Origin of the sequence: Paraburkholderia caledonica NBRC 102488 (assembly GCF_000685095.1) — a bacterium.
In the GTDB taxonomy this organism is placed as follows: domain Bacteria; phylum Pseudomonadota; class Gammaproteobacteria; order Burkholderiales; family Burkholderiaceae; genus Paraburkholderia; species Paraburkholderia caledonica.
In genome coordinates this window covers 629,049-651,165 of the sequence record NZ_BAYE01000001.1, presented here as the reverse complement: position 1 = coordinate 651,165, position 22,117 = coordinate 629,049, and the positions used below count along the sequence as shown (strand labels likewise).

19 protein-coding genes are annotated in these 22,117 nt (G+C 63.1%); 11 read left to right on the top strand and 8 right to left on the bottom strand.

The window, feature by feature from the left end:
- Positions 1-343: 343 nt before the first annotated feature.
- Genes hemC through BCA01S_RS03000 form a run of 3 tightly spaced genes read left to right on the top strand, consistent with a single transcriptional unit; the run spans position 344 to position 4,592 of the window.
- Complete coding sequence (hemC, locus tag BCA01S_RS03010) at positions 344-1,381, top strand: hydroxymethylbilane synthase (protein ID WP_027775641.1); 1,038 nt, start codon at positions 344-346, stop codon at positions 1,379-1,381.
- Positions 1,381-3,399, top strand: coding sequence for a fused uroporphyrinogen-III synthase HemD/membrane protein HemX (gene hemDX, locus BCA01S_RS03005; protein WP_042317813.1), 2,019 nt, complete (start codon positions 1,381-1,383; stop codon positions 3,397-3,399). Before hemC ends, hemDX begins: the two co-directional genes overlap by 1 nt.
- Before the next feature lie 2 nt (positions 3,400-3,401).
- Entirely contained in the window at positions 3,402-4,592 is a 1,191-nt protein-coding gene (locus tag BCA01S_RS03000) for a heme biosynthesis protein HemY (RefSeq protein WP_020065227.1), read from the top strand.
- Positions 4,593-4,792: 200 nt separating this feature from the next.
- Here the strand turns inward: BCA01S_RS03000 and BCA01S_RS02995 are convergent, their stop codons facing one another.
- Positions 4,793-5,050, bottom strand: a complete 258-nt coding sequence (locus BCA01S_RS02995; protein ID WP_027775639.1) for a hypothetical protein — start codon at positions 5,048-5,050, stop codon at positions 4,793-4,795.
- Positions 5,051-5,268: 218 nt separating this feature from the next.
- Here BCA01S_RS02995 and BCA01S_RS02985 point away from each other — a divergent pair, with 218 nt between their 5' ends.
- The 4 genes from BCA01S_RS02985 to BCA01S_RS02970 all read left to right on the top strand — a co-directional run bounded on the left by BCA01S_RS02985 (position 5,269) and on the right by BCA01S_RS02970 (position 7,292).
- Positions 5,269-5,850, top strand: coding sequence for an RNA polymerase sigma factor (locus BCA01S_RS02985; RefSeq protein ID WP_027775637.1), 582 nt, complete (start codon positions 5,269-5,271; stop codon positions 5,848-5,850).
- Between the two features lie 12 nt (positions 5,851-5,862).
- The gene (locus tag BCA01S_RS02980) at positions 5,863-6,171 is read left to right on the top strand and encodes a hypothetical protein (protein ID WP_027775636.1); all 309 of its coding nucleotides are present in this window, start codon (positions 5,863-5,865) and stop codon (positions 6,169-6,171) included.
- Positions 6,172-6,174: 3 nt separating this feature from the next.
- Positions 6,175-6,471 carry a 4Fe-4S binding protein gene (locus tag BCA01S_RS02975; RefSeq protein ID WP_027775635.1) on the top strand — a complete coding sequence of 99 codons (297 nt, stop codon included), beginning with the start codon at positions 6,175-6,177 and terminating at the stop codon, positions 6,469-6,471.
- 104 nt (positions 6,472-6,575) lie between these two features.
- Positions 6,576-7,292 (top strand): O-methyltransferase, encoded by a 717-nt coding sequence (locus BCA01S_RS02970; RefSeq protein ID WP_027775634.1) that lies wholly within the window; start codon positions 6,576-6,578, stop codon positions 7,290-7,292.
- A 60-nt stretch (positions 7,293-7,352) separates the two neighbouring features.
- Here BCA01S_RS02970 and BCA01S_RS02965 read toward each other — a convergent pair whose 3' ends face one another.
- The 5 genes from BCA01S_RS02965 to BCA01S_RS02945 all read right to left on the bottom strand — a co-directional run bounded on the left by BCA01S_RS02965 (position 7,353) and on the right by BCA01S_RS02945 (position 14,909).
- Positions 7,353-8,969 carry an MFS transporter gene (locus BCA01S_RS02965; protein WP_027775633.1) on the bottom strand — a complete coding sequence of 539 codons (1,617 nt, stop codon included), beginning with the start codon at positions 8,967-8,969 and terminating at the stop codon, positions 7,353-7,355.
- A gap of 110 nt (positions 8,970-9,079) precedes the next feature.
- Positions 9,080-10,102, bottom strand: a complete 1,023-nt coding sequence (locus tag BCA01S_RS02960) for an LLM class flavin-dependent oxidoreductase (protein WP_027775632.1) — start codon at positions 10,100-10,102, stop codon at positions 9,080-9,082.
- Between the two features lie 1,016 nt (positions 10,103-11,118).
- Entirely contained in the window at positions 11,119-12,438 is a 1,320-nt protein-coding gene (locus BCA01S_RS02955; RefSeq protein ID WP_027775631.1) for an MFS transporter, read from the bottom strand.
- 222 nt (positions 12,439-12,660) lie between these two features.
- Positions 12,661-13,419 carry an SDR family oxidoreductase gene (locus tag BCA01S_RS02950; protein WP_027775630.1) on the bottom strand — a complete coding sequence of 253 codons (759 nt, stop codon included), beginning with the start codon at positions 13,417-13,419 and terminating at the stop codon, positions 12,661-12,663.
- A 50-nt stretch (positions 13,420-13,469) separates the two neighbouring features.
- Positions 13,470-14,909, bottom strand: coding sequence for an aldehyde dehydrogenase family protein (locus BCA01S_RS02945; protein WP_027775629.1), 1,440 nt, complete (start codon positions 14,907-14,909; stop codon positions 13,470-13,472).
- A gap of 277 nt (positions 14,910-15,186) precedes the next feature.
- On the opposite strand from BCA01S_RS02945, the gene ppa reads away from it, so the two are divergent.
- Both ppa and BCA01S_RS02930 read left to right on the top strand, forming a co-directional pair.
- Positions 15,187-15,714 carry an inorganic diphosphatase gene (gene ppa, locus BCA01S_RS02940; protein ID WP_027775628.1) on the top strand — a complete coding sequence of 176 codons (528 nt, stop codon included), beginning with the start codon at positions 15,187-15,189 and terminating at the stop codon, positions 15,712-15,714.
- Positions 15,715-16,046: 332 nt separating this feature from the next.
- On the top strand, positions 16,047-18,155 hold the full coding sequence (locus tag BCA01S_RS02930) for an FUSC family protein (protein WP_027775627.1): 2,109 nt from the start codon (positions 16,047-16,049) through the stop codon (positions 18,153-18,155).
- Between the two features lie 12 nt (positions 18,156-18,167).
- Here the strand turns inward: BCA01S_RS02930 and BCA01S_RS02925 are convergent, their stop codons facing one another.
- Positions 18,168-18,494, bottom strand: coding sequence for a GIY-YIG nuclease family protein (locus BCA01S_RS02925; RefSeq protein ID WP_027775626.1), 327 nt, complete (start codon positions 18,492-18,494; stop codon positions 18,168-18,170).
- A gap of 9 nt (positions 18,495-18,503) precedes the next feature.
- Entirely contained in the window at positions 18,504-19,673 is a 1,170-nt protein-coding gene (locus BCA01S_RS02920; RefSeq protein ID WP_027775625.1) for a GNAT family N-acetyltransferase, read from the bottom strand.
- Positions 19,674-19,829: 156 nt separating this feature from the next.
- Here BCA01S_RS02920 and BCA01S_RS02915 point away from each other — a divergent pair, with 156 nt between their 5' ends.
- Both BCA01S_RS02915 and glnK read left to right on the top strand, forming a co-directional pair.
- Entirely contained in the window at positions 19,830-21,551 is a 1,722-nt protein-coding gene (locus BCA01S_RS02915) for an NAD+ synthase (RefSeq protein ID WP_027775624.1), read from the top strand.
- Positions 21,552-21,697: 146 nt separating this feature from the next.
- Positions 21,698-22,036, top strand: a complete 339-nt coding sequence (glnK, locus tag BCA01S_RS02905; protein ID WP_006048444.1) for a P-II family nitrogen regulator — start codon at positions 21,698-21,700, stop codon at positions 22,034-22,036.
- Positions 22,037-22,117 lie beyond the last annotated feature (81 nt).

The following is a 22,117-nucleotide window of genomic DNA, read 5'->3' as shown; positions in this document are numbered from 1 at the left end:
ACGTGAACTGCATTGAAGCGGTATGCACCGATGGCAATACGCCGGGGAGGAAGGCCGCGCGACCGCACAAGCTCTGCACGCGGCGCATGTTGCGCCGCATTGGATCATCGCGCATACGGCGGCGCGGTGCGCGAACGAGCGTGCGTGAACGGGCCGCAACAGGACAGCGGCGCATGGCGCGAAGCCCGTCTCCTCCAGCGATACCGCGTTGGCACGGCGCCCCTGCGCGCCTCGATTCGAGCCTTGATCCGTAAGGGCCACAGGCGGGCGAACCGGGGGGTGAGCGCGAGGGCGCGTGCTAACATTGTTTGTTATTCCATCCCGTCATTCAATCGACAAGCTAATGAACACCGAGACGTTTGCCGCGCCACCCCACACGCTTGTGATTGCGTCGCGAGAAAGCCGCCTCGCCATGTGGCAGGCGGAGCATGTGCGATGTGCGCTGCACAAATTATATCCATCTTGTGACGTAAAAATCCTCGGAATGACGACACGCGGCGATCAAATTCTCGATCGCACTTTGTCGAAGGTGGGTGGTAAGGGGCTGTTCGTCAAAGAACTCGAAGCGGCGCTCGCCGATGGCCGCGCCGATCTCGCGGTGCATTCGCTGAAAGACGTGCCGATGGAATTGCCCGCAGGCTTCGCGCTCTCCACGATCATGGAGCGCGAAGATCCACGCGACGCACTCGTGTCGAACGATTACGACTCGCTTGCCGCGCTGCCGGCCGGCGCGGTGGTGGGCACATCGAGCCTGCGCCGCGAAGCGATGCTGCGCATGCGCTATCCGCATCTCCAGGTGCGGCCGCTGCGCGGCAATCTGGATACGCGCCTCGCCAAGCTCGATCGCGGCGATTACGCGGCGATCATCCTCGCTGCGGCAGGCCTCAAGCGCCTCGGTCTGGCTGAGCGTATCCGTGCGCTGCTCGATCCGGACGACAGCTTGCCTGCTGCGGGGCAGGGCGCGCTCGGCATCGAGATTCGCGCCGATCGCGCCGACCTCGCGGCATGGCTCGCGCCGCTGCATCACGAACATACGGCGGCAGCGGTCGAAGCGGAGCGCATGGTGTCGCGTTCGCTCGGCGGCAGTTGCGAAGTGCCGCTCGCCGCGTATGCAACATGGCATGACGGCGCGCTGCATTTGCGCGGCATCGTGGCGACGCCCGATGGCCAGCGCGTGCTGAGCGCGCGGGCGTCGGCGCCCGCGCCGACCGTCGAACGCGCGATCGCGCTGGGCAGCGAAGTGGCGAGCGCGCTAGAACAACAGGGCGCAATGGACATCGTCCGCGCGCTCAGCACGGCGAGCGGTCCTGCGGCGCCGGGAGACGGTGCAAAGTCCGCTGCGGACTCCGGCGCGGCAGGCACCCCGGTGTCCGGCGACTGATGGCGGCCGACATTCCCGGCAACGCATCGTCATCCGCCGGCAAGGCGGCGTTCACAGTCGTGATTACGCGACCGTCCGGTCAGTCGACCGAACTGATAGAACGCCTCTCCGTCGCAGGCATGGCGACGCTCGAGTTCCCGCTGATCGACATTGCGCCCGTCGCCGACGACGCGCCGTTGCGCGCCGCGCTCGCCTCTCTCGAACGCTATGCGCTCGTCATATTCGTGTCGCCGAACGCGATCGATCATGCGTTCGCGAAGAGCGACGCGATCTGGCCGCACGCATTGCCGGTCGGCGTGGTCGGGCCGGGCAGCGTGCAGGCGCTCGCGCGTCACGGCGTCAGCGCGCCGGCTCACCGGGTCATCAGTCCCGCATCCGGCGCCGATGACGATAACGGGCGCTTCGACTCCGAATGCCTCTTCGCCGCAATCGAATCGGCGCTCGGCGAGGCGAATCTCGAAGGCAAGCGTGTTCTGATCGTGCGCGGCGACGGTGGCCGCGAGTGGCTGGCCGATCGTCTGCGCGAGGCCGGCGCCGAGGTGGAGGCGGTCGCCGCGTACCGGCGGCTCGTGCCGGAACCGTCGATCGGCGCGTGGGCTCGTGTGCACCGACTGCTTGCGGGCGAACCGCATGCCTGGCTTCTCACCAGCTCCGAAGGCGTGCGCAATCTGCACGAACTCGCGCAAGAGCATCTCACCGCCGACGAACTCGCGCAGCTCAAGCACGCCGCGCTCGTCGCGCCTCATCCTCGTATTGCCGAGACCGCGCGGGCATTGGGTTTTGATAGGATTACGGTGTCAGGCGCGGGCGACGAGCGCATTGCCCGCGCCTTGCTCGCCGATCTGCCGACCGTAGCTCAACCGGTACCGTCCAATCCGGCTCATTCACCGGCTAAATCACGCATGACTGAAACGAACGCATCCACGAACGCTTCACCCCAGCCGGCCACGACCGCCGCGTTGCCGCCGAATCAACCCTTCACGCCCTACGAAGCGCAAAAGCGTCGCAGCGCGAGCGGACCGCTGCTGTGGTTTGTCGTCGTGGTTCTTGCTTGCGCCGCGGGCGTGGGCGGCTATGCGCTCAATCGCAAGGTGGAGCGCACCGAGCAGAACATCGCGCAACGTCAGCAGGCGAACGACACGCAAACCAACGAACTGCGCATCAAAACCGAGCAGGCGCTCGCTACAGTGCGTCAGTCCGACTCGCAGGTCGCGCAGCTGGAAGGCAAGCTCGCCGATGCGCAGGCCGCACAGCAGGCGCTGCAGCAACAGTACGCGGATCTCGCGCGCAATCGCGACGACTGGACGCTCGCGGAAGTCGGTCAGATGCTGTCTGCCGCAAGCCAGCAATTACAGTTGACCGGCAACACGCAGCTTGCGCTCTTCGCGCTGCAAAGCGCCGACACGCGGCTCGCGGCGTCGGATAGCACGCAGGCGGTTGCGGTCCGCAAGGCCATTGCGCAAGACATCGACAAGCTGAAGGCCGCGCCTTCCACCGACCTCACGGGTCTTGCGATCAAGCTCGACAATGCGGTCGATCAGATCGACAGCTTGCCGCTCTCCGGCGAAGCGCCGATTGCCCATGCCACGCCGCGTGCGGCCACGTGGGCAGATACGGCCAAGGTGTCCGCGGCCACCGGCGAGCCGCGCTGGAAAGTGTGGTGGAACCAGTTGACGAGCGGCATCGGCCAGCAGTTGACGAGCCTCGTGCAGGTGCGCCGCATCGACAACGCAGACGCGATGATGGTCGCACCAGACCAAGGCTACTTCGTGCGTGAGAACGTGAAGCTGCGTTTGCTGTCGGCGCGTCTTGCTCTGCTCTCGCGTAACCAGACCACGCTGAAGTCCGACCTGCAGGGCGCGCAGACGGCACTGACGCGTTACTTCGACATGTCGTCGAAGAAAACACAGAACGTTGTCGATCTCGTCAAGCAGGTCGAGGCCGGATCGGCCGCGGTCGAATTGCCGAATCTGAATACGAGCCTGCAAGCCGTCAATCAATACCGGGGCCGAGGTTAATCATGGCGATCCGGGGACTTCTATGGCTCGCGCTGCTCTTCACCGTCGCGGTCGCGCTCGCGGTGGTCGGACGCTTCGACATGGGCCAGGTGATGCTGGTGTATCCGCCGTACCGCGTCGACATGTCGCTCAATCTGTTCGTGGTCGGGCTCGTGGTGCTGTTTATTCTGCTGTATGCGCTGCTGCGCATCGTGCGCAATATCTGGCGCATGCCGCAGCGTGTGGCCGCGTACCGTGCGCGCTCGCGGGTCGCGAAGGCGCACGCCGCGCTGCGTGACGCGATCGGCAACCTGTACGCCGGGCGCTTTTCGCGCGCGGAAAAGGCCGCGAAAGACGCGCTCGCGAACGGCGACAACAAGGGCGCGGCCGGCCTGATCGCGGCCACCGCGGCGCATCGCATGCATGAATATGCGCGGCGCGACGAATGGCTCGCTCAGATCGACGAAACCGACTGGCAGGACGCCCGCCTGATGGCCACCGCCGACATGCGCGCCGATGGCCGCGACGCGGACGGCGCGCTGACCGCGCTCACCGAAATGCAGTCGCAGGGCGCGCGGCGCATTCACGCTCAGCAGATCATGTTGCGCGCGCAGCAGCAATTGAAGAACTGGGGCGAGGTGCTCAAGCTCGTCAAGACGCTGGAAAAGCGCGAGGCGATTCACCCCGCGGTGGCGGTGCGCTTGCGGCAACTGGCGGCGGAGAATTTGCTGCGAGATCGTCGGCATAACGCCGATGCGTTACTCGAACTATGGAATTCGCTGACGCCGACGGAGCGTCATTCGCCGCGTCTCGCCGATCTTGCCGCGGAACTGCTGGTGGCGCTGAATCGTCCGCAGGAGGCGCGCAAGATCGTTGAAGAAGCGCTCGCGCAGAATTGGGACGCGCGCTTGCTGCGTCGTTACCCGGATACTGCGGGCGGCGATGCGCTGCCGCTCATCCAGAAGGCCGAAGCGTGGCAAAAGGATCGTCCGGACGACGCGGACTTGCTGTTCGCGTTGGGCCGGTTGTGTCTGCATCAGCAGTTGTGGGGGAAGGCGCAGTCGTTCCTCGAACGTGCGCTGAAGCTTGCTGACAATGAGACGCTGAAGATTCGCTCGCACCGTGCGTTGGCGCGGCTTCACGAGCAGTTGGGGGACACGGAGAAGGCGAGCCAGCACTATCGCGAGAGTGCGTTGGCGATGAACATCGTGTGAGATCGCTCTTTGCGCGCTGGAGCAATGCGACGAGCGTTTGACGATGTCGTCGCTCGTCGCGTGTTGCTCTACGGAAAGTCTCCAACTCCCCAACTTTCGCACCGCATTGCCGTGCATCCCAAAGTTTCGGGACTTGAGCGCCGTGCAACGAATGCAAGTTCGCGCGGCGCTCTGTTTAGCTCGCCAGTCTCTCTGCGAGGCTAGTGGAGTACCGCTCCTTCCGGTGCGGCGAGCGGACTGGAACCGTCCTCTGCCGCCGCCAGTTCCAGTTTCAGCCGAGCCGCGGCCAGCACGCGCAGAACATCGGCGTTGATCATCAGTTCGTCCACCGCCGTCAGCATCAAGTCGGGATAATCGCGGAACTGTGCGAGCCTCGTCAGTTGCCCTAGCATGTCAGCGCAAAGTTGCGTCACTTCGTCTGCAATGCTCGCGGACGAGACTGGCGCTCCCGGGGACATGCAATCCTCGAATCCCTCACTAGCCAAAATTTCCAGAAGGACCGTCTGATATCTGCTCATTGTTGATCTGCCTCGCTACAAGTGCATCAACTGTAGCTTGGATCTGCGCGAGCAATTCCCGGAACAGGAGCGCTGAACCCGCCCAATTCACGGTTGCGAACGGAAAAGAATTTTCGCACTCGTCACAATATTCGCGCGCCTGAAACGTCTTCAGACGCATGGAACCGCCACCCACCTCGCACACGATGACCGAACGCGACAACGACATCACCGCGACCGTGGTGCGTGAGCGCACGAGGCTCGTCAATTTTATCCGGCGACGAATACGCGATCCCGACGATGCCGAGGACATATTGCAGGACGTGTTCCATGAATTCGTGCAGGCGTACCGGCTGCCCGCGCCGATCGAACAGGCGAGCGCGTGGCTTTTCCGGGCCGCGCGCAACCGCATCATCGATCGCTTTCGTAAGAAAAGAGAGCAGCCTTTGACAGACCTGTCCGAGGGCGACGACGACACCGACAGTGAGTATCGCCTCGACCTCGCGCTGCCGTCGCCCGACGCGGGTCCCGAAGCGCTCTACGCTCGCGCGCTATTGCTCAAAGCATTGCAGGACGCGATTGACGAGTTGCCGCCGAACCAGCGCGAGGTGTTTATCGGCCACGAGCTGGAAGGAAAGTCCTTTAAAGACATGGTGGCGGAAAGCGGCGTCACGCTGAATACGCTGCTCGCGCGCAAACGCTACGCGGTCTTGCATCTGCGCGCCCGGCTGCAAGCCATTTATGACGAACTGGGTATTTAGAGGAGTCAACGGATGAAATTTCGAATCAGATGTGTGGGTAAGGTACTGCTTGCGGTGGTCGCCGTAGGCGTGCTCGGGTGGCTGGTCATGAGTCTATGGAACTGGGTGATTCCGGCGTTATTCGTCGGCGCCCGCACGATCGACTTCGCGCATGCGCTGGGCTTGCTGGTCTTGAGCCGCATCCTGTTTGGCGGGTTCCGCGGACACGGAGGCTGGCGCGAACGGCGTCATTGGCGCAAATGGGAAGCCATGACGCCGGAGGAACGGGCGCATTTCCAGACTGCATGGCGATCAGGCCGCGCCCGTCGCCAGGAAGAATGAAACATGCGCGAGAAATCAACGGCGGACTGCAAGCAGAAGCCGGGCGTGATTGCGCCAGTCGTCGACCTGAAACGTTGCGAAGGCAAGGGCGATTGTCTGGATGTCTGCCCCGAGAATGTGTTTGAGATCCTGCGCATCGACGACGTCGATTATCTGAGCCTCGGTTTCATGCATCGTTTCAAGCTGCGTGTGCATGGAATGAAAGTCGCCTACACGCCGAACGCGGACGCCTGCCGGTCGTGCGGTCTTTGCGTGAGCGCATGTCCTGAACGCGCGATCAAGCTCGCCAGAACGGCATAACGTCCAACGTCGTTGCTGATGGCGTAACGACATCGCCCGCTGCCCGACGAACCGGGCAGCGCCGGGCGCATCATCAACACTATCGATCTCGTCAAGGAGCGCACATGACGTCGTCAAGCGCAGTTCTTTTGCGGCGGCTTCACGAACAGAGTCAGACAGAAGTGATAGCCCGCGCACAGGCGCAGTTCGATGGATCGAGCGAGGAATTCCTGACTCTCGCCGAGGAATACGACACGCTCGCACCTCGACTGCGCGGCCGGTTTCTCGAAACGCTCGGACTATCTAGCGAAGATTTTGAATCGCCGCAAGGCACTTCTTTATCGTTAGCCGTGTCAGCGAAAACGGGAAGGTTTCTGCACAACATGGTGCTTTCGCATAAACCGGCTCGAATCCTTGAACTCGGCAGTTCCTGCGGCGTGTCCACGCTGTATCTCGCCGAAGCCCTTCGCACGTTGGGCAGTGGAATGGTGACAGCGACCGAAGCCGACGCGCTTAAGTGCGCGCAACTTCGGGCGAACGTCAAAGCGGCGGGCGTAGATGCTTATGTTGACCTGTGGGAGGGCGACGCCTTTCAGACCGTTGCCCAACTGGAAGGCACTTTCGATCTGGTGTTTATCGACGTGTGGGCCAACACCTATCTGAATCTCTTCAAGCAAATTGAGCGCCTGTTGCGACCGGGCTCTATCGTTCTCGCCGACAACATGTACACGGCCGAGGACACCGTTCAGCCGTACAAGCGCTACCTTGACGACGATCCGCGTTTTTCGACAACGACGCTGGACTTCGAATCGGGGCTCGAATTTACAGTCGTCGTTTCTTGAACTCGCAAGGAGCGGGCTTCCGGGATGTCGCGAGCAGACATGTTCGGTGAGCGAAGCACGTTACTTGCGCGGCTCGATGGTTGCGAAGGCCAGCGCCGCTCCTGCGAACGCGCATGCGGCGGACACCAGCGCGACGGCGCGCAGCGCGTCAATAATGGCGTCGGCTTCCGCCTGCGCCGCGAGTGTCTGCGAATGCGTAGGAGGCGCATCGGTGGCTACGGCATGGGCTTGCGCGTCCAACTGCAGTAACGCGGTCTGGCGTGCATCGTGAGGAACGTGCAGTTCGTCCAGGCGCGCCGACAGCGCTGCGTTATGCGACCACACGAACACAATGCCGAGTACCGCAACCGCCAGCAGGCTCGCCACGCGTGCGACCGCGTTGTTGATGCCGGAGGCGACGCCTGCGCGGTGGCCCGGCACTGAGGCCATCACGGTCGTCGTGAGTGGCGCGACCGTGATGGTCATGCCGAGCCCGAGCACGACGAGCGCGGGGAAGAATCCGGTCCAGAAGCTGCCGCGCACGAACGGCAGCGCAAGCATCGCAAAACCGATTCCGGCGATGCACGGGCCAGCGCTCAACAAGGCCTGCGAACCGAAGCGAGTCGTCAGACCGCCAGTCAAGCGCGACAACGAGCCGATGATCACGGGCACCGGCAGCAACGCTGCGCCCGCTTCGGTGGCGGTGTAGCCGTGTGCGCGGATCAGCGTAAACGGCAGGAAGAAAAATGCGCCGCCCAGACCGAAGTAAAGCAGTAGCGTGACGAGGTTCGCGCCGGTGAAATCGCGCGAGCGGAACACTTCGAGCGGCATCATCGGGTCACGGCTCTTGGCTTCGATCATCACGAATGCGGCCAGCACGAGCACGCCAACACCGATTGCGCATAGTACGATGGGATGCGCGAAGCCACGCGCCGACGCCTCGGTCAGACCATAGGTGAGTGCGGCGAGCCCCGCTGCGGCGCTCAGCGCGCCGGGCCAGTCCAACTGTTGAGGCGCATCGGGCTTGTGGCTGTTCGGCACCGACAAAACAGCGAGCGCAATCGTCGCCGCTGCGAGCGGGACGTTGAGAAAGAAGATCGCGCGCCACGACAACGCGTCGACGAGCAAGCCGCCGGCCACTGGACCCAGCGCGGAGGTGATCGCGCCGACACCCGCCCACGTACCGATTGCCCGTCCGCGCTCTTCGCCGTCGAACACGGCGCCAATGATCGCGAGGCTGCTGGGCACGAAGAGCGCAGCGCCAATACCTTGCACCGCACGCCCGGCGATCAGTGAGCCGGCGTTCGGCGCGAGCCCGCAAGCGGCCGACGCCAGCGTGAAGACCGCGACGCCCGCGATGAACACCGTGCGGCGGCCGAGCTTGTCGCCCATCGAGCCGCCCACCAGTACGAGCGACCCCAAAAAAAGAAGGTAGGCATTGACGATCCACTGCATCGACGCGACGCTCGCGCGCAACTCGCTCTGAATGGCGGGTAACGCGACGTTGACGACGGAGCCGTCGATAAACGCCATGCTCGAGCCGAGGATCGTCGCGGCGAGCGCCAGACGTTTGCGCCGGCACGGACTGTCGAGTGCAGTGGGCTGCGCGCGGATGATGAGCTCGTCGCACGGGCTCGCTTGAGCAGCGACGCCGTGCGAGGGGTGTGGGTCGTTATCAAGGACTTGCGGGTCGGCCATGCTCGCTCCAGTGCTGGTCGATGGTGACTAGCATAACAACTGGAGCGAAGTTGCGTTAAAACGCAGACCGCCGTCAAGACGTTCTCGCCGGCGAGCGCCAGTCCGCCGTACTAACGCCAGCCAAGCGCCGGGGCAACATGCGTCAGGATCGATTCTATTACGTGTGCGCAGTACTCCACGCCCAGCTGGTTCGGGACGGTTAGCAGTAGCGTGTCGGCTTCTGCGATCGCCTCGTCCGCTGCAAGTTGCTTCACGAGCGTTTCAGGCGGTGCCGCGTAGCTGCGCCCGAAAATCGTTCGGATGTTGTCGTCGAGCAGACCGACCGTGTCGTCGCTATTCGCATCGCGTCCGAAATACATCCGGTCGCGATCGTTCATCAGCGCGAAAATGCTGCGGCTGACCGACACGCGCGGTTTTCGCGTGTGTCCTGCTTCTTTCCAGGCCTGCCGATACGCCCGGATCTGCTCGGCTTGCTGGACGTGAAGAGGGCGGCCCGACTCATCGTTCTTTAGCGTCGAGCACTGGAGGTTCATCCCCATCCCGGCCGCCCAGACCGCCGTCGCATCTGAGCCCGAACCCCAGCAGATCCGGTCGCGCAGCCCCTCGGAGTGAGGCTCGACCCGAAGCAGTCCCGGCGGGTTTGCAAACATCGGTCGCGGATTCGGTTCAGCAAAGCTCTCGCCGCGCAGCACCTCAAAAAACACCTCGGTGTGGCGCCGCGCGAGATCGGCATGCGTCTCGCCCTCGCCGGGCGCATAGCCGAAGTAACGCCACCCGTCGATCACCTGTTCGCCGGAGCCTCGGCTGATGCCAAGCTGCAGGCGCCCACCCGCGATGAGATCGGCCGCCCCGGCGTCCTCCGCCATGTAGAGCGGGTTTTCGTAACGCATGTCGATGACAGCGGTGCCGATCTCGATGCGGCTCGTTTTTGCGCCGACCGCAGCGAGAAGCGGAAACGGCGACGCTAGCTGGCGCGCGAAATGATGCACGCGAAAAAACGCGCCGTCGGCCCCGAGCTCTTCGGCAGCGACAGCGAGTTCGATGGATTGCAGCAGGGCATCGGAGGCCGATCGTGCGAGTGAATGTCGCGATGGACTCCAATGGCCAAACGAGAGAAAGCCGATCTTTTTCATAACAGTCCTGCCAGCATGCGTAGGTGAGCGATAACGGCATCTTGCCCGAGTCGCGCGGATGTCGCTCGCTGCGCGAGCCCTATGCCGACGATTGCGCGCTCGGGCATTGGGTTGCTTATCGAGCCGCAAAGTCGGTGGACGCCGATAGATCTTTCCACAGGCGCGACGAGTGCTGCTGCGAGTTTCGCAGGGTCGCCAGGCTGGAGCGGAGTGCCGGTCTGATACGGACTGTTGATTAGACGGGCATGAATGGAATGACTTTTCCATTCATGCAGCGGTCGCGCCGCGATCTTCGCGCGGGCGAAAACACGGCGAAGGTAATGCCGATTAACAGCGAGTCACACGCTTGCCCTTGTCGAATCGCCTATTTGCCTGCACCGGTGGAAGGAACGCAAGTCAGCACGAGAATTCCTCCGTTATTCGCTGCAGAGGTGACTGTTGCCTGATGAGATTCTCCCGACCCGCAAGACCATTCGGCAACGAAATCGGCTTTACAGGCACTTTGAGTACGAGAGGTCGCCGGCGAGAAAACCGGGTAGCGGCAGGTATCGACAGCGTTACAGTGTAGAGCCAACGCACGAGTCGAATTGCCATGATGAGCGCCACAGTTGGCGCCATAGGTGCCCGATTCGATTCGGATGGTATCAGCGAACGTGTTCACGCTCGCTCCGAAAAGACCAGCAAGCGAAAGAAGCGTGCAGATTGCTCGGATCATGATTGCCTCCAGACGTCACTCTTGCTCCGCGAAGACGGGCCGCCGGGTGAGCGATCGCTGGCGACGGCCTGCGTCGCGCAGGAAGCATGTCGCCGAGCGTGCAATTCAAGTGTAGGTGGGGAATTGGGTTTTCGCACTGGCAGGCATTGGCTACCTGAGGCCGGCTTTTCGCGACCGCAGAAGTAGAGAAGGCCGGTCACTTTGTGGCTGGTGGGTGAGGTTCGCCCCCACAATCCCCCAAAAACAAAAAGCCCCAGCAGCACACAAGCCACCAGGGCCCCACTAGAAACAACGCTTCAACTCACCGATTAACCATCTTCGCCGGCACACTGATCGCCAGCAACCCGCCAACGACCATAAACGCCGCAAGCATATACATCCCCGAATCATTAGCGGCAGTCGCCTGCTTCAACCAGCCGACAGCATACGGACTCAGAAACCCCGCAAGATTCCCAATCGAATTAATCATTGCGATGCCGGCAGCCGCACCCGTTCCGGCGAGAATCGCCGTCGGCAAACTCCAGAACAAAGGCAACGTAGTGAGAATGCCCATAGTCGCGAGCGTGAGAGAAGCCATCGCAAGCAGCGTGTTCTGCGCCCACACAACCGACAGCACCAGTCCAATCGCCCCGGCAAAAGCGGGCAACGCGATATGCCAGCGCCGTTCGCGCGTACGGTCCGCGCTGCGCGCAACGAACACCATCGCGACGACCGCCGCCGCGAAAGGAACCGCCGACAGCAGACCGATCGCGAACGCATCGGTTACACCGGTCGCCTTGATGATAGTCGGCAGCCAGAAGCTCACGCCGTAGAGACCCATCACGAACGAGAAGTACGTGAAGCTCAGCATCAGCACGCGGCCGCTCGTCAGCACCTGACGGATCGGCATGTCGTGCTTGGTGGCTTCCTCGGCGGAAACGTGGCGCTCGAGCAGTTCCTTCTCCTCTTTCGTGAGCCACTTTGCTTTCGCAATGCGGTCGTCGAGCGCAACGAACACCAGTATGCCGACGAGTACCGACGGTATCCCTTCTAGCAGGAAAAGCCATTGCCAGCCGTGCCAGCCGTTCATGCCATTGAATGTCTTGAGGATATAGCCCGACACCGGGCCGCCGATCACACCCGACAGCGCGATAGCCGTCATGAACCACGTCGTCATCCGGCCGCGCCGGTGCGACGGATACCAGTAGGTGAGATACAGAATGATGCCGGGAAAGAAGCCGGCTTCCGCGACGCCGAGCAGAAAGCGCATCACATAGAACATGGTCGGCGTGGTGACGAACATGGTCAGCATGGAGATCACGCCCCAGGAGACCATGATCCGCGCGATCCACACTCGCGCGCCCACCTTGTGCAGAATTACATTGCTCGGGATCTCGAAGAAAAAATAGCCGACGAAGAAAATGCCCGCGCCAAAGCCATAAACCGCATCGCTCAAGCCGAGGTCGCTCGTCATTTGCAGCTTCGCAAAGCCGACGTTCACGCGGTCCAGATACGCGACGACGTAGCAGAGCATCAGGAGCGGCGCGAGCCGCCAGTTGACCTTGCGATAGGTCGCCTCTTCGAAAGTGGAAGGCGGCGCGCCCGCGCCGGGATGGTGGAGCGGATTTGCGGGACTAGCCATGGTGTCTCCTCTTTTCTTGTCGAATTGAATTGCCGCGTCGATTGATTCTAGCCGTGCGGCGCGGCTCGCACGGCATTTAGATACCGGGGGAAAACACTAAGCCCGTCAAGCGCCGCGCGTGAACGCGGCTTGCTCAGAGCGTGACTATGAGCGCCATGAGCGGCGCTGCGACGACAAAGCCGAAGCCGAACGCGGCGCCAACATCAACGTAGAACGCAGGCGCTACACGCAGCGTCCACCATCCACTTCAAGACACACGCCGGTGATGAACTCCGCTTCGTCCGATGCCAGATAGAGCGCGGCGTTGGCAATATCTTGCGGCGTCGAGAAGCGCCCGAGCGGAATACCGGCGAGAAAGCGCTGACGGTTCTCAGGTGTGTCTTCAACGCCCATGAACTCCGACAGCAGCGCCGTTTCGCCGATCACCGGATTCACGCAGTTCACGCGGATTCTGTCCGGGCCCAACTCCACGGCAAGCGACTTGCTCGCAATAATCACCGCGCCCTTGCTGCCGTTGTACCAGACGAGTCCGGGGCGCGGCCGCACGCCCGCCGTCGACGCAATGTTGATAAAGCTGCCGCCGCCTTGCTCGCGGAAATACGGCACGAACTCCTGCACGCTCCAGTAGATGCTTTTGACGTTCACCGCGTACACGCGGTCGAACTCGGCTTCGGTGACTTCGAGCACAGGCTTGTTGCGGTGCGTGGTGCCCGCATTGTTGACGACTATCTGCACGCTGCCGAAGTCTTCGAGTGCCGCTTCACGCAGCTTTTGCCAGTCCTCGCGTTGCGCGACGTTGCCCGCGACGGCGATGGCCTTGCCACCGGCCAGCGCAATCTCACTCGCGACGCGCTCGGCAGCAGGGCCGTTCAGATCGTTGACCACGACGTTCGCGCCTTCGCGCGCGTAGGTCTTTGCGATGCCTTCGCCGAAACCCGAGCCGCCACCCGTGACGATGGCCGTTTTACCTGTCAACCGCATAATGTCTCCGCTGTTTGTTGTGAGTGGTGATGGATAAGCCCAGCTGCGAACTAGCCGTGCCGGATCGCAATTGTCTTTAGCGCCGTGAAGCCATACAGCGCCTCGAAACCCTTTTCGCGCCCGTGGCCCGAATGCTTGACGCCGCCGAACGGCAGTTCGACGCCGCCGCCCGCGCCGTAGTTGTTGATGAACACCTGGCCCGAGCGCAGACGCCGCGCGAGGCGCATTTGCCGAGCGCCGTCGCGCGTCCAGATGCCCGCGACCAGCCCGTATTGCGTGCCGTTCGCGAGCGCGAGCGCTTCGTCTTCGTCGCTAAAGGACATCGCGGCGAGCACGGGTCCGAACACCTCGTCGCGTGCGAGACGGTGGCTCGCGGGCACATCGCGCAACAGCGTGGGCGCCTGATAGAAGCCGCTTTCCGGCGCTTCGGGAATCACCTCGCCATGCGCGGCCATCGCGATGCCGTCGTGTTGCGCGTCGGAGAGAAAGTCCCACACGCGCCGTTGCTGCTTCGCGTTAATAAGCGGCCCGCAGTCGAGGTCGGCGTGCGAGGGGCCCACGCGCAGCGAGTTGAACGCGCCGCTCAGTCGGTCGAGCAAGGGCTCGTAAATTGCGCGGTCGATCAGCACGCGGCTACCCGCCGAACATGTCTGCCCGGCGTTCTGCACGATCGCCGACACGAGTACGGGCAACGCGGCGTCGAGGTCCGCATCGGCAAAGACGAGTTGCGGGGACTTGCCGCCGAGTTCGAGCGTGACCGGCACGTGGTTTTCGGCAGCCATTTGTGTGACGAGCTTGCCGGTCTCGGGCGAGCCCGTGAACGAAATGTGATCGATGCCCGAATGACGTGCGAGCGCCGCTCCCGCTTCGTGTCCGTAACCGGTGACGATATTCAGCGCGCCTGCGGGCAGGCCCGCTTCGGCCGCCAGTTCGGCAACGCGCAGCACCGAGAGACAGGCGTCTTCAGCCGGCTTGACGACGCATGCGTTGCCCACGGCAAGTGCCGCGCCCACGCTGCGGCCGAAAATCTGCATTGGATAGTTCCACGGCACGATGTGGCCGGTCACGCCGTGCGGCTCGCGGATCGTCATCACCGTGTAGCCGGCCTGATAGGGCAGTGTTTCGCCATGCAGTTTGTCGGCCGCCCCGGCATAAAACTCGAAGTAGCGCACGAGCGCGGCCGAATCGGCGCGCGCCTGTTTGAGCGGCTTGCCGGTGTCGCGGGCTTCGAGTTGCGCCAGTTCTTCCTGGCGGGCGGCGACGAGCATCGACAGCCGATACAGCACACGTCCGCGTTCCGCCGCGCTTGCCGCGCCCCAGGCGCCTTCGAACGCGCGGCGCGCGGCGTGGACGGCGGCGTCGATATCCGCCGCGGTGCCCCGCGCAAGTTGCGTGAACGGCTGGCCGTCCGAAGGATCGAGCACGGCGATCGTCTCGCCGCCTGAAGCAGCGGACCATTCGCCGCCAATGAAGTGTCGGGCTTCTTCCATGCAGACTCCTTGAGATGTCGCGCAGCCGGCGTACGTTCAGCCAGACGCCGAAGCGGATGCCGTTACGCGGTGTTCACAAACCAGAGGCACAATCGAGGGACGCCAGACGATTATCGCGCCGATCCGGCGGCGGATGCCATCGGCCGATTGGCTATAATGGCGCATTCCGCACTGTCCGGCCGCTGCGCTCCTGTTCGAGGCAAGTTTTACGATGCATGCCCTCGAGCCCACGCGCCGCATGCCGTGCTCCGAATTCCATCCTGACCAGAGAGCGCTCATGAGCTTCAATCACGTCCCCGCAGGCAAAGATCTTCCGCACGATTTCAACGTCATCATCGAAATCCCGGCGCAGAGCGATCCGGTGAAATACGAAGCCGACAAGGATCTGGGCCTTCTCGTCGTCGACCGTTTCATCGGCACCGGCATGCGCTATCCCGCCAACTACGGTTTCATTCCGCAAACGCTGTCGGGCGACGGCGACCCGGTCGACGTGCTGGTGATCACGCCGTTCCCGCTGCTGGCAGGCTCGGTGGTTCGCGCACGCGCGCTCGGCATGCTGCAAATGACCGACGAATCCGGCGTGGACGCAAAGCTGATCGCTGTCCCGCACGACAAGATCTGCCCGATGACAGCCGACCTGAAGTCGATCGACGACGTCCCGGCGTACCTGAAAGACCAGATCAAGCACTTCTTCGAGCAATACAAGGCGCTCGAGAAGGGCAAGTGGGTGAAGGTCGAAGGCTGGGCGGGTATCGAAGCCGCGCACAAGGAAATCAGCGAAGGCGTGGCGAACCACAAGAAGTAAGCGGCTCGACGCGCTGATCGGAAGACTCACTGCTTCGCCGATCCAGTCGACTCATGCAAAAAACCGCGCGAGCCCGAAGGGGCCGCGCGGTTTTTTATTCGATGTGAGGATTGTGACGTCGAGCGTCGAGATGCCGGTATAGCCGCAGTGCATCCCGAAGATGAACCGAAGCCATTTTTATATCTCCGTGTAAACCCTTATTATTTGTGGCCCGCGATGCATTCGGCTCACTGCCGGGACGTTTGCGAAAGCGCGGAAGCGAGCCCGCAGCAAGCAAGCAACAAGCACGTGACAAACCAGCAACAAGCCCGCTTTGGGAGCACACCGTCCGGATGATGAACCGCAAGTCCAACCTGGCATCTTCTTCGCCCCGATGGTCGAATCGGCTGTATGCGATCGCGACGGCGATCTATCGCAAGCGGCCGGTATGGATGGTGTCGTTTTCCGCCAGCGAGGCGAGTCTCTCCGAAGGCTTGCGCGCCGCATGCGCGTCTACGGCGATGCTCGCGCTCGGCAATCTGCTGCACGATCCGATCTTCGCCTGGGCCGCGATCGGCGCGTTCTGGACGTGTCTCGCAGACGCCGCCGGTTCGAACCGCGCCCGCTTGGCCTCGATGATGGGCTTCGCGCTTCTCTCCACGCTATGCGGCGGACTGACCGCTTTTGCGTCGACCGAAGGAACGGCGTTCGCCGCGCTCGCGTTGCTTATTTTCACGAGCCTCGGCGCGTTCGGACGCATCTGGGGCGCTGCGACGTCGCAAGTGACGATTCTCGCCGCGACCGCTTGCGTCGTGATGGTCGATCGGCCCATGCGCGATGTGCGCGAAGGTCTTGCATTCCTCGGCGTCTATCTGATCGGCTGTCTGTTCGCGGTCGCGTTGAGCCTGACCGTCTGGCGCATCCATCCATTCGGAGCGAGCCGTGCTTCACTGCGGACGGTGTATGTGCGGCTCGCGGACATCGCGTTCGACAGCGCGCGTCTGCTTCAGCAGCACAGCACCCCGCGCGAGTGGGCGACGCACGCCGCAAAATTCCGCGCGGATGCGCGCGCGGCGCTCGAACGCTCGCGCAAGGCGCTGGCCAGCGTGCCGGCGACGCGAACCGGCGCACGTGAGGCCTACGACACGCTGCTCGCGTTGCTGACCGAAGGCGAGGCGTTGTTCGCCTATCTGATCGCCGTCTCGGGTGCGTGCGAAAAAATGCCCGGCGATGAACGGCGCGCGACGCGCGCGGCGCGTCTCCTCACGGGCATGGGCGAGACGTTGCGCAGCATCGGCGCACAGACGAACGAAGGGCGCTGGGCGCTTCTCGCGGAGTTGCAACTTCGTATTCGGCGGCTGGCGGGGCGCCTTGAAAACGCGCTGATGGAGCCGGTGAAACTCAAATCAGACTTTGAACTCGTCGATTTCACGCCGGTGCAAGCGCCGCCGCCGCGCTTCGCGGACAGCGTCGCTGCAACGCTTGCGCGTGTCTGGGCGACGCTGAAGGCGAACCTGTCGCTCGAGTCCGTCGGTTTGCGTCACGCGGCGCGCGTGGGCGTGACGACGACCGCGGGCTTTCTCGTGATCCGCGCGCTTGGCTTGCCGTTCGGCTATTGGGCGACGATGGCGACGCTGCTGATCTTGCAGCCTTCGATCGCGGCGACCTGGCCGCGCAGTATCGAGCGCGCGGCGGGCAGCATCGTCGGCGGCGTGCTGGCCGCGGGCATCGGCTATGCGATTCATTCGCCGCTCGGCATTTCGCTCGCAGTCTTTCCGCTCGTCATGGCGACCATGGCATTGCGCCCCGTCAGCTACAGCCTGTTCGTGCTGTTCCTCACGCCGACCTTCGTGCTCGTGGCCGACTTCGCAACACCGGGTGCAAGTGAATTCGCATACGCGCTCACGCGGCTCGGCAACAATGTGCTCGGCTGCGTGCTGGCGCTTTTCGCGACGTTTTATTTGTGGCCGACGCGGGAGAAGAGCGACTACCGCACGTATCTCGGGGACGCGGTCCGCGCGAATCTCGCGTATCTGATCGCGGCGCTCGAATCGCCGCGTCGAAGCGAAAAGGACATGGAGCGTTTGCGCCGCGCGGCCGGCCTCGGCAGCAACAACGCCGAGGAAGCCATCGCACGGATTCGCCTCGAAAAGCTGGAAGACTCGCTAGTCGATACGGTAACGCTGACGGTGTTGAGTCTGCTGCGCAAGATGGCGGGCACGGCTACGCAGCTTCGGCTGAGTGCGAACCGGCGCGAGATGCAGGATAGCCACGACGAGCTTCGCGTGTGGCTCGCGGCTGTGAACGCCGATATCGAGGCCGCGCTGAATCGAACGATTTTGCCGCTGCGGCACGACCTTCCGGCACGCGAGCGGCTGACGTCGCTCGAAGCCGATGCGGTAGGTGAGCTTGCACTGATGCAGCGCTTACTCACCGAACGCATGCGCGAGGCGCGGGGCTAAGCAACCGCGCCGTCAGGCAGCGCCGTTTTCCTCGGTCGCCTCTTCGGCACTGGTTGAATCGGCTTGCGCGACCGGCACCACCGACTCGAGCGTGCGTCCGCCCGCTGCGAGCACGCGCTTTTCTGAGGGCGCAAGACGCTTCACCCAATACTCGGCACGCGAGGCACTGGACCGGTCCGCCAGTTCGAACGATGCCAGCACGCGCACCGGCTTGCGCGAACGGGTGTAGCGCGCGCCCGCGCCGCTCACGTGTTTGTCGAAGCGCGCTTGCACGTCGGTTGCGATGCCGGTGTAGACGCTGCCGTCCGAGCATTCGAGCAGATAAAGAAACCACGCCATGGACGCGCTTCAGCCTTTGAACGGATTGTGTTCGCGCAGCTCGTCCACATACGCGTGGATGCTGTTCTTTTCATTGTCGAGGAAGTGGCCGACGGCATCGGCGAAAGCGGGATGCGCGAGCCAGTGCGCCGAGCGCGTGACCGTTGGCAAAAAGCCTCGGGCCATCTTGTGTTCGCCCTGGGCGCCGCCTTCGAATGCGCCGAGCTTTTCTTCGATGCAAAATTCGAGCGGCTGATAGTACGCGGTTTCGAAGTGCAGGCACGGCACGTGTTCGAGCGCGCCCCAGTAACGGCCGTACAGCGTGCCGCCGGTTTTCGCGTCGCGCTGATAAACGACGAGCGAGCTCGCGATCGGCTTGCCTTCATATTCGGCGATCACGAGCAGCAGATTCTCCGGCATCGACGCGCCGATCATGCGGAAAAAGTCGAGGTTCAGATACGGAGTCGAAAAGTGCTCGCGGTAAGTTTGCCGATAGCACTTGCTGAAGAAGCGCCAGTCAGCGTCCTGAATGTCCTCGCCGCGAATCCTGCGCATCGTGACGCCTGCCTCGTGTACTTTGCGGCGTTCCGCGCGGATGTTCTTGCGCTTCTTCTGTTCGAGCGTCGAGAGGAAATCGTCGAAGTCGCGGTAGCCGTCGTTGAGCCAGTGAAACTGCACGCCTTCGCGTTGCATCATGCCCATGTCGGCGAGCGCGCCCGCTTCGGCTTCGGTCGGAAACAGCACGTGCAACGAGGACACATCGGCCTGCTCGGCGAACGCCATTAGTGTGGCCGCGAGATGCCGCAGTGCGTGCGCGTCGGCGGACAGCAGCCGATTGCCTTGCACGGGCGTGAACGGCACGGCGCACAGGAGCTTTGGGTAGTAGGGCAAGCCGTTGCGCTTGTAGGCGTCGGCCCAGGCCCAGTCGAACACGTACTCGCCATACGAGTGACCCTTCAGATAAACCGGCGCGGCCGCCGCGAGCTTGCCGGTCAGCGGGTCGGTCAGCGTGACGAATTGCGGCGCCCAGCCCGTGTCCGCAACCGCGCAACGGGTTGCATGCAGCGCGCTTAGAAACTCATGCCGCAGAAAAGGCGTGGGCTGTGGCTGCTGGGCGAGAAGCGCGTTCCATTCGGCCGCGTCCACCTCGGAGGGCGACGCCAGAATGCCCGTGCGATAATCAAAGCGTTCCTGATTCAACTTGTGTGACTGTCCCAATGAGCGACGCGGCGCGCGTTATACAACGTCAAGCACTGCGTCGTTCGTTTATCCGAGTTGGCCGTTCCGTCGAGCCGAAAACAAGCCGCTTTATTTGCAAGCCCTCCGCAAGCCCTTCGCTTGCCCGTCGATCCTGCCATGAAGACACGAATCGCTCTCGCTCAAATCAATGTCACCGTCGGCGATTTCGCCGGCAACGTCGCGAAAATCGTCGCTGCCGCGCGTGACGCGCACAACGCCGGTGCGAAGCTGCTGGTCGCGCCGGAACTCGCGTTATCCGGCTATCCGCCCGAAGATCTGCTGCTGCGCCCCGCGTTCTATACCGCGAGCGCTGCCGCATTGGCGGATCTCGCCGCGCAACTGAAGCCGTTCGCCGGCCTGCATGTGATTGTCGGCCATCCGTTACGCGAGGCGGGCAACAGCGCGGCCCAAGGTCATGGTAATGCAAACGCGCCGATCCAGCGCGGCGTGCCGCCGGTCGATACGTTCAACGCGGCTTCGCTGCTTGTCGACGGCAAGGTGGCGGGCACCTATCGCAAGCAGGATCTGCCCAACACCGAGGTATTCGACGAGAAGCGCTATTTCGCATCAGACGCAGAGCCGTTCGTGTTCGAGCTCGACGGCGTCAAGTACGGCGTGGTGATCTGTGAAGACGCGTGGCATGCGTCGGCCGCGCAAATGGCGAAGGCGGCGGGCGCGCAGGTGCTGCTGATTCCGAACGGCTCGCCGTTCCACCTGAATAAGGAGGCGGTGCGTTTCGACATTCTGCGGGCGCGGATTCGCGAGACGGGGCTGCCGATGGTCTACGTCAACATGGTCGGCGCGCAGGACGAACTCGTATTCGACGGCGGCTCGTTCGTGCTCGACGCGCAGGGCGAGCTGGTTGCGAAGATGCCGCAGTTCGAGGAGGCGACCGCAATCGTCGAATTCGAAGCGGCTCGCCCGGTGCGCGGCGAAACCAACGGCGGCAACAGCGGCATCGCGCCGGAGCTTTCGCTCGAAGCGCAGGTTTATGCGGCGCTCGTGATGGGTGTGCGCGATTACGTCAACAAGAACGGCTTTCCGGGCGCGCTCATCGGTCTGTCGGGCGGTGTCGATTCAGCGCTGGTGCTGGCGGTCGCGTGCGACGCACTCGGCGCCGAGCGCGTGCGCGCAGTGATGATGCCGTCGCGCTACACGGCTGACATTTCGACCACTGACGCCGCGGAAATGGCACGCCGCGTCGGCGTGCGCTACGACGAAATTGCGATCGCGCCGATGTTCGACGCGTTCCGCAGCTCGCTCGCGCAAGAATTCGAGGGCCGGCCGGAAGATGCCACCGAGGAAAACATTCAGGCGCGTATTCGCGGCACCCTGTTGATGGCGCTGTCGAACAAGTTCGGCTCGATCGTGCTGACGACCGGCAACAAGAGCGAAATGGCAGTGGGTTACTGCACGCTTTACGGCGACATGGCCGGGGGCTTCGCGGTGATCAAGGACATCGCGAAGACCCTCGTTTATCGCCTGTGCCATTACCGCAATGAAGCCACGACGTTCGGCAAGCAGAATGTGATACCCGAGCGGATTCTGACGCGCGCGCCGTCCGCGGAATTGCGCGAGAACCAGACCGATCAGGACAGCCTGCCGCCCTATGACGTGCTCGACGCGATCATGCGCATGTATATGGAAGAGGACCGCGCGCTCGCGGAAATCATCGCCGCGGGTTATGCGGCGGAAGACGTGAAGCGCGTCACGCGGCTCATCAAGATCAATGAATATAAACGCCGACAGGCGCCGATCGGCATTCGCGTTACGCATCGCGCGTTCGGTCGCGACTGGCGTTATCCGATCACGTCGCGCTACACCGAACCGGTGGAGTGAGAGGCGCGGCGCTTGCGCCGGATTGCCTCAAAGGCGGCGAGTCGCGGCGGCGCGCGTCGCTGGACTGCCGCAACGCATCCGGCGCGGCGTAGAATAAAAATCATCCATTTCCGTTTCACTCTTCCAGTCACGAGACGAGGTTCGCCATGAAGCGCATCACCGCAGTCATCAAACCGTTCAAACTCGACGAAGTGCGCGAGGCGCTCGCTGAAGTCGGCCTCACGGGCCTGACCGTTACCGAGGTCAAAGGATTCGGCCGGCAGAAAGGCCATACCGAGCTCTATCGTGGTGCAGAGTATGTGGTCGACTTCCTGCCGAAAGTGAAGATCGAGGTGGTCGTGGCCGACAATCAGTGCGATCAGGTGATCGACGCGATCATCGGCGCAGCCCGCACCGGCAAGATTGGCGACGGCAAGATTTTCGTCGCGGACGTCGAGCGCGTGATCCGAATTCGTACCGGCGAAGAAAACGAAGCGGCAGTCTGAAGCCGCTCGCGCACCGAAGCGGTGCGCCGGCGCTTGAACAAGCACCACGCAAGCTCCGCGCAACATCGCAAAACGCCGTGC